Origin of the sequence: Bradyrhizobium pachyrhizi (assembly GCF_001189245.1) — a bacterium.
In the GTDB taxonomy this organism is placed as follows: Bacteria; Pseudomonadota; Alphaproteobacteria; order Rhizobiales; family Xanthobacteraceae; genus Bradyrhizobium; species Bradyrhizobium pachyrhizi.
Window position 1 is genome coordinate 343,498 of the sequence record NZ_LFIQ01000117.1, and the last position, 11,084, is coordinate 354,581.

At 65.8% G+C, this 11,084-nt stretch carries 10 protein-coding genes and 1 pseudogene; 5 read left to right on the forward strand and 6 right to left on the reverse strand.

Annotated features, from left to right (window positions below; translation table 11 throughout):
* On the forward strand, nucleotides 1–1,264 hold a 1,264-nt coding region (locus AKL29_RS33415; RefSeq protein WP_244482562.1), incomplete at its 5' end, for a TIGR03808 family TAT-translocated repetitive protein.
* A gap of 76 nt (nucleotides 1,265–1,340) precedes the next feature.
* Here the strand turns inward: AKL29_RS33415 and AKL29_RS33420 are convergent.
* The 4 genes from AKL29_RS33420 to AKL29_RS33435 form a co-directional block, all read right to left on the reverse strand.
* Nucleotides 1,341–1,835, reverse strand: coding sequence for a TIGR03809 family protein (locus AKL29_RS33420; RefSeq protein ID WP_028331656.1), 495 nt, complete (start codon nucleotides 1,833–1,835; stop codon nucleotides 1,341–1,343).
* Between the two features lie 550 nt (nucleotides 1,836–2,385).
* On the reverse strand, nucleotides 2,386–4,068 hold the full coding sequence (locus tag AKL29_RS33425; protein ID WP_050387102.1) for a S8 family serine peptidase: 1,683 nt from the start codon (nucleotides 4,066–4,068) through the stop codon (nucleotides 2,386–2,388).
* A gap of 37 nt (nucleotides 4,069–4,105) precedes the next feature.
* The gene (locus AKL29_RS33430) at nucleotides 4,106–4,825 is read right to left on the reverse strand and encodes a hypothetical protein (RefSeq protein WP_050387103.1); all 720 of its coding nucleotides are present in this window, start codon (nucleotides 4,823–4,825) and stop codon (nucleotides 4,106–4,108) included.
* Nucleotides 4,822–5,391 carry a sigma-70 family RNA polymerase sigma factor gene (locus AKL29_RS33435; RefSeq protein ID WP_016843228.1) on the reverse strand — a complete coding sequence of 190 codons (570 nt, stop codon included), beginning with the start codon at nucleotides 5,389–5,391 and terminating at the stop codon, nucleotides 4,822–4,824. Before AKL29_RS33435 ends, AKL29_RS33430 begins: the two co-directional genes overlap by 4 nt.
* Nucleotides 5,392–5,808: 417 nt before the next feature.
* Here AKL29_RS33435 and AKL29_RS33440 point away from each other — a divergent pair, with 417 nt between their 5' ends.
* Both AKL29_RS33440 and AKL29_RS33445 read left to right on the forward strand, forming a co-directional pair.
* On the forward strand, nucleotides 5,809–6,957 hold the full coding sequence (locus AKL29_RS33440; protein ID WP_050387104.1) for a GGDEF domain-containing protein: 1,149 nt from the start codon (nucleotides 5,809–5,811) through the stop codon (nucleotides 6,955–6,957).
* A 59-nt stretch (nucleotides 6,958–7,016) separates the two neighbouring features.
* Nucleotides 7,017–8,123 carry a DUF2336 domain-containing protein gene (locus AKL29_RS33445; RefSeq protein ID WP_028331661.1) on the forward strand — a complete coding sequence of 369 codons (1,107 nt, stop codon included), beginning with the start codon at nucleotides 7,017–7,019 and terminating at the stop codon, nucleotides 8,121–8,123.
* Between the two features lie 302 nt (nucleotides 8,124–8,425).
* Here AKL29_RS33445 and AKL29_RS33450 read toward each other — a convergent pair whose 3' ends face one another.
* Together AKL29_RS33450 and AKL29_RS33455 are read right to left on the reverse strand one after the other, a co-directional pair.
* On the reverse strand, nucleotides 8,426–9,064 hold the full coding sequence (locus tag AKL29_RS33450; RefSeq protein ID WP_028331662.1) for an NrsF family protein: 639 nt from the start codon (nucleotides 9,062–9,064) through the stop codon (nucleotides 8,426–8,428).
* A 2-nt stretch (nucleotides 9,065–9,066) separates the two neighbouring features.
* A complete protein-coding gene (locus AKL29_RS33455; RefSeq protein ID WP_028331663.1) occupies nucleotides 9,067–9,612 on the reverse strand; it encodes a sigma-70 family RNA polymerase sigma factor in 546 nt (181 codons plus the stop codon).
* Between the two features lie 49 nt (nucleotides 9,613–9,661).
* Between AKL29_RS33455 and AKL29_RS33460 the strand changes: the two genes are divergently transcribed.
* A complete protein-coding gene (locus AKL29_RS33460; RefSeq protein WP_347337000.1) occupies nucleotides 9,662–10,609 on the forward strand; it encodes a hypothetical protein in 948 nt (315 codons plus the stop codon).
* 196 nt (nucleotides 10,610–10,805) lie between these two features.
* Nucleotides 10,806–11,084 (forward strand): annotated as a pseudogene (locus tag AKL29_RS45965) (enoyl-CoA hydratase-related protein); the annotation flags it as partial.

Sequence of the window (11,084 nt, forward strand, 5' to 3'; positions counted from 1 at the left end):
CGGCCGCGACGTCACGCAATATGGCGTGCGCCCCGGCGGCCCCGACGACCAGACCCGCAATCTGCAGCGCGCGATCGATGATGCCGCACGGGCGCAGGTGCCGCTGGCGTTCCCGCCCGGCGTCTACCGCACCGGCCTGTTGCGGCTTGCGCCCGGCAGCCAGCTGATCGGCGTGCGCGGCGCCAGCCGACTGGTGCTCAACGGCGGCGCCTCGCTGCTGGAGGGCGAAGGCGCCGGCGGCATCGTCCTGATGGGCCTGACCTTCGACGGCGGCAACGTGCCGCTGCCGAACCGGCGCGGCCTCGTGCACTGCCTGTCCGGCAGAGACATCCGCATCACCGATTGCCGGTTCACCGGCAGCGGCGGCAACGGCATCTGGTTCGAGCAGATGTCGGGCGACGTCAGCAACAACGTCTTCACCGAGATCGCGACCACGGCGCTGGTGTCGTTCGACGCGATCGGCCTGATGGTGTCGCGCAACACCATCAAGGGCACCAACGACAACGGCATTGAGATCCTGCGCACCGCGATCGGCGACGACGGCTCGATCGTCGCAGACAACCGCATTGAGGACATCAAGGCCGGCCCCGGCGGCTCCGGGCAGTACGGCAACGCCATCAACGCCTTCCGCGCCGGCAACGTGATCGTGCGCGGCAACCGCATCAAGAACTGCGACTTCTCGGCGGTGCGCGGCAATTCGGCTTCCAACATCCACATCACCGACAACAGCGTCAGCAATGTCCGCGAGGTCGCGCTCTATTCGGAGTTCTCGTTCGAGGCCGCGGTCATCGCCAACAACATCGTCGACGGCGCCGCGATCGGCGTCTCCGTGTGCAATTTCAACGAGGGCGGCCGCATCGCGGTGGTCCAGGGCAACATCATCCGCAACCTGCTGCCGAAGCGCCCTGCAGGCACCGACCCCAACGACGGCGCCGGCATCGGCATCTATGTCGAGGCCGACAGCACCGTGACCGGCAATGTGATTGAGAATGCGCCGACCTTCGGCATCGTCGCCGGCTGGGGCAAATATCTGCGCGACGTCGCCATCACGGGCAACGTCGTCCGCAACGCCCCCATCGGCATCGGCGTCTCGGTGGTGCCGGGCGCAGGCTCCGCGCTGATCAACAACAACATGATCTCGGAAACCCTGCGCGGCGCGGTGGTTGGGCTCGACCATGCCCGCCCGATCACGCCGGATCTGTCGGCAGGCGGCGCCCAGCAATATGCGCAGCTCGTGGTCGGCGCGAACGCGGTGCGGCGCTAGATCCGGAAAATGCGAAGCGGCTTTTCCTCGCGACAAGCGCGGAGATCATGCTCAAAAAAAGCGCTAAAGCGACCGCCTACAGCGCGTTGCGCAGCAGCGGGTAGCGTCGCTGGATGGTGTCGAGATCGAGCACCGGCGGGGGCATCGCCGGAGGGGGCATCTCCAGCGGCGGCGCGTCGGCAACGGTGGGCGGCTCCTCGAGGACCTCGGCGACGGTCTCCAGCGCGGCAGCGACCGCGGTCATCGCAGCCTCCGCCAGGACTGCCGCCTCAGACCGGCGCTCCGACATCGGCGAGATGTCAGGCGGCGGCAGTTTCGAACTGCCGCGGCCGAGCCAGGACAGGTCGATCGGCGAATTGTCGAGCGAGGCTTCGCGGGTCAGCAATTCGCGCCAGATGTCGACCGCGGCGCGGGCTTCCCTGATGTTCTCGAGAAAGGCCTGCTCGCTGTGATAGCGCCGCCAGCGCCCGGTATCGAACAGTTCGGTAAGGTGCTCCAGCCTTTGCTCGGCGAGGTTGCACCAGCGTGCAACGATCTCCTGGCCTCTGGCCACGTCGGTCCGATGTGTCATTCAAGTTGCCCGCGGGAAAAGAAACGGACGCAGACGCAACCGAACCGAATCAACTGGACGTGACGCCGATATTCTGTGGAAAAGGTAAATAAAGTCTAACTAAATTCTTAATCGCGAACGGGCGATCGAAGAAGTCCGCTCTACTACGGAGTTTCTCGCTCGAACTGCCTCAAGTCATCGACTTGCCGTGGTGGCGATGCGCACCGCTCCTGGGGCGGAATGATCCACAGCAAACCGCCGCCGCCGTTGCGCGCATGCCCATCCCATCCCTCCGCGATCGGTCGGCGCCATCGTGCCGCGCACCGTCGAGTCCGTCATGCAAGGGTGCCGCCAAAATGAAAGACCCGTCCGGGGGGACAACCGGACGGGTCAAAGCCATATGGGCGCTTGGGGTGGATGGGCGCTCGCGCCTGATATAGCCGGGGAGGGTTAAACCGCTCCCACACACATAAGTCGTGACAGGAAGGCGGACGTTCAAATCGCCGGCGATTTTTTTAACCTTCTCGCGCCGCGGTTCCATCGCACCGTTGCACGCGTTCGGCGTCGAAAATCACTGCGCAGCACGGCGATTTGCAGTGGAATCCTCTGATGCGATCGACGGCGCGGGTTCAGTCGACGTGCGGCTCACGGAAGTGTTATTGCCGTCCGCCTGCTGTGCAGGCTGCGACGGTTTGTCCGCGGCAGAGGCAACGGGAGCTCTGGTCGCCGCCATCACCGCGGCAAGCGCATCCACCTCCCCTGCACCGAACAGATCGTCACGTCCAGGCGTCCCGAGATCGCGGGCAGAGGTGGTGAGGATTTTTCGCACCTCGGCGGGCTTCAACGCCGGATTCCGTTCCAGCACCAAGGCCGCAATGCCGCTGACGAACGCAGCCGAAAACGAGGTGCCCGACATCAGCTGGTACTTGCCGTCAGGCACCGGCACGAGAAGGTCGGCGCCCGGGGCCGCCAACGCGATATGGCTGCCGCGGTTCGAGGCCGCCATCAGCCGTTCGCCGGCATCGGTGCCACTGACCGCGATCACGTCGGGATGGGCGGCCGGATACAACGGCGGCGATGTCGCGCCGGCATTACCGGCCGCGGCGACCAGCACGACGTCCCGTGCCACAGCGGCGGCCACCGCACGCTCGACAAGTGCGTCCTTCGGTCCGGCGAAGCTCATGTTCACGATCTGCGCGCCATGCGCCACCGCGTAGTCGAGACTCCTGAGGATCACATAGGACGTGCTCCCGGCGCCGCCCGCGACCGCACCGAAGGCGCGGATCGCCAGGATCCGCACTTCCGGCGCGCTCCCCGTGAGCCTGACACGCGCCGCAATCGCGCCGGCAATGGCGGTGCCGTGGGCGTTTGGAGCATCCTTGCTGCCGAGCGCATCGAAGGCATCGGCGACCGTGTTCGCCAGCTCCGGATGAGCGACATCGACGCCGGAGTCGATCACGGCAATGGTGACATTCATCCCGCGCGCCAGCTTGTGGGCCGCGGTCAGATGCAGTTGTGTCTGGGCATATTGCGCCGGATCGCCGCCGCCCGACGCCTTCTGGTCCTGCAACGCGTAACGGTAGTTGGGCTGCACGGAGCGCACGCCGGCATCGCTTGCAAGCTCGCGGCTCGCCATTTCGGCCGAACGATTGCCCAGGATGCGGAACAGGCCGATCGTCGCCCCCAGCAGCGCGACATTCTGCGAGGCGATCCGCCTCACCCCATGACGGCGCGCGAGTGCATCTGCCTCCGCCGCCGTCAATGCACCGTCGATTTCGGCCACGAGCTCATTCGGCACGGTTCGCACGCTCGACGCATCCTGCGCACGCAAACTGCCGCCACCGCCGGCCCTGCCCTTCCGCGCTGCGGCCTTCCCGCCGCCGTTGCCGGCAACCGGCCGGTCGGAACATTGGCCGCGATCACCGTCATCGCAATTGGCGGAGAGACGGGGCGCGGGGCGCACGGGGGGCGGCACGCGCGGTCGCGGCCCATCGTCGGTCCACGACGTGGCCGGGCCGCGGTCCACCGATGGCGGCATGCGGCCAACTGGGCCGCCGAACCCGCCGGCGGGATTGCCACCAAGCCTTCCGATGCCGGGATTGGCCCGCAACCCGGGCGAGACCTGTGGCGCGCCACCGGTCGGCGATCGCATGAAATTCTGGGCGGAGGCGGAGCCGGCAACACAGACCAGCAACAATGCTGCGGCCGCGGCGATCGCGTGGTTCGTCGATCTGGTCCGGCCGTTGGCGGCCATGGTGACCTCAACTCGGCGCAGAACCGTCAGCTGCCGGTTACGGCGTTTCGACCGCGAGGCTGACGATCTTCTCCTTCTGCAAACGCGCAATCAGCGCAGCGACGCTGCTCTTGTCCATTGCGCGGAACTGCAGCCGGAACATCCCGCCCTTCCCGTCGAGGATCGAGGCCTGGTAATTGTCGAGCAGCGACGTGATGTCGGCGACCCTGGCATCGGGCGTGAAACGCACCAGCAGCCGGGTCGGCGTCGCCGCCACGCTGGCGCCGAGGTCGCGGGTGATCGGCGCACTGGGCGCGACCGGCGCACTGCGCTCGGCGACATCGAGCGACGCCGTCTGAAACAAAGCCGGCTGGCTGCGCATCAGCACCGCGCCGATCACGCCCGCCTGCAACAACACCACGACCGCACCGAGGCCGGACGACCACGCCAGCGTCCGCGGCGACAATTTCGAAAAGAACTCCGAGACAGAGGCCGACATGCGCGCGCCCATCGACGGCTTGTGCTCCGGCTCGGCATCGATCGCGGCGAACAGCTTCTGCATCGCGCGTGCCGAGGGTGCACCGAGGCTCTCGTTGAGGCCGATGGTCTCGGCATATTCCTCGCGAATGACGGCATATTGCCGGGCGAGCTCCGGATCGCTCGCGAGCGCGTCCTCGACGCGGCGCGTGTCACGCGCGTTCAGCGTGCCGGCCGCGTGCCAGGGCAGCAGCATCTCGATATCGTCAGGCTCTTGCACCTTTGTTCTCGCAGCCATCATGGCCAACCTCGCTCGACACCGGCTGCCTTCAGCAACTCGGCAAGTTTCTTGCGCGCATAGAACAGGCGCGTCTTCACGGTATTCTCCGGAATCCCCACGATCTCAGCGACATCTTCCACGGATTTCTCGTGATAGTAGACAAGATCGACAATTTCCCGATGTTCCGCCGATAGTCCCGTCAAGCACCTACGCAGCGTGTCACCGGTGTCCTTCTTCTGCACTACCGTTTCCGGATCGTCGGACGTGTCCTCGATCGCGTTCGCGGCCTCATCGTCCAGTTCGGCGTCCTTCCTTCGCCGAAGCGAAGACAACGCCTTGAACCGGGTAATTGCCAGAAGCCAGGTCGAAACGGCGGATCGTCCCTCAAACTTGCCCGCCTGACGCCACACGTCCAGGAAGACCTCGCTGATGAGGTCTTCCGCCACCTGTTCGTCCCGCACGAGCCGAAGCCCGAAGCGGTACACCCTGACATGGTGCCGCCCGTACAGCACCTGCATGGCAAGCCGGTCGCCTTGAGCGATCCGAGCGATCAGAACGTCGTCTGAAGCCGCCTGTGTCGCGCTCAATGGCCGTCTCGCAAAGTTGGTCTGAAGGGGGGGGTGCGTGGTTCGACGCGAGAGCCAAGATTCTTCACATTACGGCAATGTCCGTACTGCATGTGTGATCTATGCCACAGTCGGCGCTTCCAATGAGGAAAAATCAACCGAGACTCGATAAACGGTATCATGATAGTGAAAACTCTCGCGGACAGGCACCATCCGGCGCGACCATACCAAGGCTTTATCGGCAAGCCAGCACCGTCACGAAGTCCGCCGCGGCGCACGCTTGCCGTACATCGCTCCCGCCTCGCCTCCGCGAACGGATTCCCCTTACGAAACAAGGGCGATGACCGGGTTACACCGGGGTAGATTCGGTTCCAAAAGATACCAAACCTAAAGGCTTTCCCACGTAGATTTTCGCCGGATTTCACCAATGGCGGGACCATGGGCAGCGCTGCGTCGTCACTTCCCAGCCCGATCGCGGGCGCATCGGAAAGCGGCCGTCCAAGGCTGACGGCCGAGCGGCTGGCCCGCCGGGCCAAGCAGCGCCGCCAGATCCAGTCGATGATCGCGGCCTGCTTCGTGCTCGACGCCGTCGTGCTGCTGATCTACGCGCATGGCAACACTACATCCGTTTGGGTGGCAGCGGGCTACGCGCTGACGGGCCTGTCTTTGGTCGCCGTCTATGTGGTGCTCTCCGAGCGCGGCTTTCACGAGCGCTTCCGCGACCACTATCTGGTCGCGCCGCAATCGGCGGTCAACATGGTGAACCTGCTGGTGTTCACCTACATCGCGCCGGAAGTCGGCGTGCTGTTCCTCTGCAACCTGTTCGTGGTGTTCGGCTTCGGCGCGCTGCGCACCTCGGCGCGGCAGACCGCGATCGTCTGGACCGTCATGGTGCTGGGCCTCGCCGCGCTGTTCCTCGGCACCGACAAGGCGATCGGGATGCCGACCGCGACCCGGATCGATCGCCTCGCCACCATGCTGGTGTTCGCGCTGACGATCGGGCGCTGCATGTGCCTCGGCATCTTCTCCAGTTCGATGCAGCAATCGCTGTATCAGAGCGGACTGAAGCTGAAGGAGGCCTATCGGCGCATCGAGGAGCTCGCGGAGCTCGATGAACTGACCGGCACCTCCAATCGCCGCAGCATCATGCGCACGCTCGAAGAGGAGATCGCGCGCTGCGCGCGCAACGGCAGCTCCTGCGCGGTTGCGCTGATCGACCTCGACCATTTCAAGCGCATCAACGACGTCTACGGCCATCCGATCGGCGACGAGGCGCTGCGCACCTTCGCCATCGGCATGTTCGCCAACCTCCGCAGCGTCGATCGCTTCGGCCGCTACGGCGGCGAGGAATTCTTGCTGGTGCTGCCCGACCTGTCGCAGGATCAGGCGATGCGCGCGCTCGAGCGGTTGCGCGCGATCATCGCCGATCTCGACTGGAGCGCATTCTCGCCCGGCATGCGGGTGACGATCTCCGCAGGCGTCACGACGCTCAAGCCGCGCGAAAACTCCGATACGTTGCTCGCCCGCGCCGATGGCGCGCTTTACGCAGCCAAGGCCAGGGGACGCAACCGCGTCGCCAGCGCCTGAGATCCTCCATTTCCTCTTCGGCGCCGGAGAAGCCGTCGCCACTGCTCCAGGACAGAGTCATGAGCTTGAAGCCCGAGACCGCCCCCGAAAGTCTGCTCGACGAGCTGCAGACGACGCTCGCGCACGGCACCGTCGCACGCCGCGTCGAGACGCTGCGCCGCGTGACCGACCTCTTCATCAACGGCTCGGTGAACTATTCCAACGAGCAGATCGTGCTGTTCGACGACGTTTTCCAATGCCTGCTCGAGCACATCGAAAACTCGGCCAAGGCGTTGCTCGCCGACCGCCTCGCCCCGATCGACACTGCACCGCCGCAGACCATCCGCACCCTTGCCTTCGACGACCTGATCGAGGTCGCGGGCCCCGTGCTGACGCTGTCGCCGCGGCTCGACGACGACACCCTGATCGAAACGGCGCGCAGCAAGAGCCAGGCGCATCTGCTCGCGATCTCGAACCGCAAGACGCTGAGCGGCGCCGTCACCGACGTGCTGGTGCTGCGCGGCAATGACGAGGTGATCCAGAGCGCGGTCAACAATCCCGGCGCGGAGTTCACCGAGCGCGGCTTCACCCGCCTGGTCAGCCGCGCCGAGGGCGATGACAACCTGTCGACCTGCGTCGGCCTGCGCCCGAACATTCCGCGGCATCTCTATCTCAAGCTGGTCGCCAAGGCCTCGGACGCGGTCAGGCAGCGGCTCGAGGCTGCCAATCCGCAGCAGGCCAAGGAGATTCCGATCGCGGTGAAGGAAGCGACGCGACGCGCGCGCTCGGCGCCGGCCGCCGTGACGCCGGACACCACGATCGCACATGCCTTGGTCAAGTCGCTCTACCAGGACGGCCGGCTCGACGAATTCCAGCTCGCAGCCTTCGCCGAGGCCGGCAAGTTCGACGAGACCAACGCCTCGCTCGCCGCGCTCGCCAACGTCTCGGTCAGCGTCGCCGAGAACATGATGATCGAAACCCGCGCCGAGGGCGTCATGATCCTGGCCAAGGTCTCGGGCCTGTCATGGTCGACAGTGCGGGCGATCATCAACCTGCGCGACGACATCTCGGGCGGCGAGCCGACCGATCTACAGGCCTGCAAGGACACCTATGAGCGGCTGCGGCCGTCGACCGCGCAGCAGGTGCTGCGCTTCCATCGCATGCAGCAGTCCGCGCCAGCGGCCTGATTTCCCGTAGCCCGGATGCAGCAAAGCGCAATCCGGGGACCTGTATCCGCGGATGAAGCTGCCCCGGATTTCGCTCCGCTGCATCCGGGCTACGAAGCTCTCTTCCCCTTTCCCCTGAAAGGGGAAGGTCGGGATGGGGGTCAGCCGCAGGCGACGCTGCCCTTGGAGAGAACTGATCCCCACCCGCTTTGCTCCGATGAGCAAAGCGACCTCCCCTTTTCAAGGGGGAGGTTAGGGCGCAGCCGGATTTCGCGGAGCTGTTATCGGGCGCGACCCGTTGGCTCCAGCCCGACTACGATTGCTCAATATCGTAGCGCCCGGTTTCCCATCAGCGCGCCGACGCTCGCGACGATCGCGGTCGCCAGCGTGTACCAGGTGGCGACGAACAGCGGCGAGTCATCCGTGCAGTGCGACGCGTAGACGGTCGCCGCCAGCCCCGCCGAGAGCAGGCCGGCTATCGCGCCGGCGACCGCCGGCCGCGCCGGCGCGCCCTGCCGCAGCCCGTACAGCGCGCCGACCAGCAGCGGCAGCGACATCGCGGGGATCGCGGTCATGCAGGCCATCGAATTTTTGCCGATCAGCCGCGTCATCATCGGCGTACGCTGCGGCATCATCATCTCGCCGCTGATGGCGGCGACGAGGATGCCGGCAGGAATCAGCAGCCACCAGCCGAAGCCGCGCAGCGAGGCCTCCGGGCGCGACAGATGCAGGCTGACCGCGATCGCCGAGGCGGCGAGCGCCAGCGTCACGGCGAATTTCAGGTCGAAGAACGGATTGTGCATCGCGCTCATCACGTCGGGCCGCACGCCGAGTTCGGCGAAGAAGATCAGGAGCGAGACCGGCGCCGCCGCCAGCAGTGCCAGCATCAGCGCAAGACCGATCGGACGCGCGCGATAGGCATTGTCGGCGGCAAGGGTTCGAATGAGTTGATCGGTATCCATGCTCATCGATCCCGTAATTTCGCAGTGAGGCTCGCAAGCCCGCGATGCAGCGCGACCCGCACCGCGCCCTCGGTCATCGAGAATTTCGCCGCGGTGTCCTTGATCGAGGCGCTGTCGACCGCGATCGATTGCAGCACCTCGCGCTGCCGCGCGGGCAACGCCTGCAACTGGGCGCTCACCTCGCTCGGCGAGGCCGTCGGTTCCGGTGTTTCCCCGGGCAGCGTCTCGGCGAAATCATCGATGTTGACGAAGATCCGCTTGCCGCGGCGGCGCAGCGCGTCGATCAGCTTGTTGCGCGCGATAGCGAACAGCCAGGGCGCAAACGCCGCGCTGGTGTCCCAGGTCTGCCGCTTCAAATGCACCGCCAACAAGATGTCCTGCACGATATCCTCGGACTGATCGACCGGTTGTCCCGCGCGCGCCAGGCCGCGGCGCGCTGCGGCACGGAGTACCGGCGTGATGGCCTTGAGCAGACGATGATACGCCGCATCATCGCCTGAAATGGCCGACCGCATCAGGCCGGTCCATTCATCCTCACGTTCGCGCACGCAGGCTCCTGAATTGCAATTCGGCCGATCTTTCAGTTCGTTACGCGGCATGCCAGATGATCACGAATTCGTGATCTCCATCCACCGGCAAGACCGCGCCGAGGATCGGCCTCAAAGAATCGCTCCGGCGGGTTTCCAGACGTCACGGCTCATAACACCGATCGGTCCGACAAGCATCGGTGCTGCTGCCGTCGATGGGCCGCTGGGAAGAAATTGCCCAGCTTTTGCCCCCGGATGCCCGAAGATTCCCTTTTTCTGCCCCGGTGTGGACACGCAGCGGGGTCTCTTTTCGCCCTTGGGCGGGCGACATGGGGAGATCATCAAAATGAAGATCAAAGCCGGCGGGCGCTTGGCATTGATGGTTGCGACAGGACTGACAGGCCTTTTCGTAGGTCTCGCCGGTCCGCTGGCGGCGCATGCGGCCGGTTCGGACGCATCGGCATCGAAATCCGACAGCGCAACGACCGAGAAGTCCGCGCAACAGAGCTCCCGGCATGGCCGGCGCCATGCGCGTCGCCAGTCCTCCAAGACGGCCGACAAGTCCGAGAGCAAGAAGGCCACCAATAACGACGCCGGCAGGGTCACCTCGGCAGGCATTCCCGCCACCGTCGCCAACGCCAATGCGGAGCTGACCTCCGGCGACGACAATGCGGCGGCGACGCCGGTGAAAGCCAATGTGTTGATTGCCGCGGCCGACAAGCCGGCAGACCAGTCCGACGGTAATGTGGTCGCATCCGACCAGCTCAACGAGGTCGACCGCGCCCTGCAGCAGGAGCAGCCGGCGGAACAGCCGCAGCCGGCCCAGCCGCAGACCGCTCAACAGGAGACACCACCCGGGCCGCCGCCGACGGTTGCCGTGGCTGCACCCAAGCCGGCCCCGGTTCTGGCGAGCAGCGACAGCGCGAGCTGGGACCAGACCTCGCTGATCGGGAAGATCTTCATCGGCTTCGGTGCCCTGCTCACGGTGGCCTCCGCCGCGCGCATGTTCATGGCCTAGCGGAGGCGCCTGCGGTGCGGCGCGGGGGGCGCCGCACCGCAGCCCAAAGCCTCGCTTCAGCCACTTGAAGCGCATCCCGTCAGCGGGCACATTGCCCGGCAAATCAGGCACGGGGTTTGCGTCCATGGCTATGTTCGAATTCATCATTGTTGAAAGCAAGGGACCGGTCGGCGTCATCACGCTGAACCGGCCGAAAATGCTGAATGCGCTCTCGTTCGGCGTATTCCGCGAGATCGCCGCGGCGGTCGACGATCTCGAGGCCGACGACAAGATCGGCTGTATCCTGATCACCGGCAGCGAGAAGGCGTTCGCGGCCGGCGCCGACATCAAGGAGATGCAGCCGAAGGGCTTCATCGACATGTTCAACAGCGACTTCACCGCCATCGGCGGCGACCGCGTCGCCCGTTGCCGCAAGCCGACCATTGCCGCGGTCGCGGGCTATGCGCTCGGCGGCGGCTGCGAGCTCGCGATGATG

Excerpts from the sequence above, each read along its gene's own strand:
- AKL29_RS33460 (WP_347337000.1), top strand. The coding sequence starts at position 9,662 with ATGCCAGATGATCACGAATTCGTGATCTCCATCCACCGGCAAGACCGC.
- AKL29_RS33445 (WP_028331661.1), top strand. The coding sequence starts at position 7,017 with ATGAGCTTGAAGCCCGAGACCGCCCCCGAAAGTCTGCTCGACGAGCTG.
- AKL29_RS33430 (WP_050387103.1), bottom strand. The coding sequence starts at position 4,825 with ATGATGGCTGCGAGAACAAAGGTGCAAGAGCCTGACGATATCGAGATG.
- AKL29_RS33425 (WP_050387102.1), bottom strand. The coding sequence starts at position 4,068 with ATGGCCGCCAACGGCCGGACCAGATCGACGAACCACGCGATCGCCGCG.
- AKL29_RS33450 (WP_028331662.1), bottom strand. The coding sequence starts at position 9,064 with ATGGATACCGATCAACTCATTCGAACCCTTGCCGCCGACAATGCCTAT.
- AKL29_RS33440 (WP_050387104.1), top strand. The coding sequence starts at position 5,809 with ATGGGCAGCGCTGCGTCGTCACTTCCCAGCCCGATCGCGGGCGCATCG.
- AKL29_RS33420 (WP_028331656.1), bottom strand. The coding sequence starts at position 1,835 with ATGACACATCGGACCGACGTGGCCAGAGGCCAGGAGATCGTTGCACGC.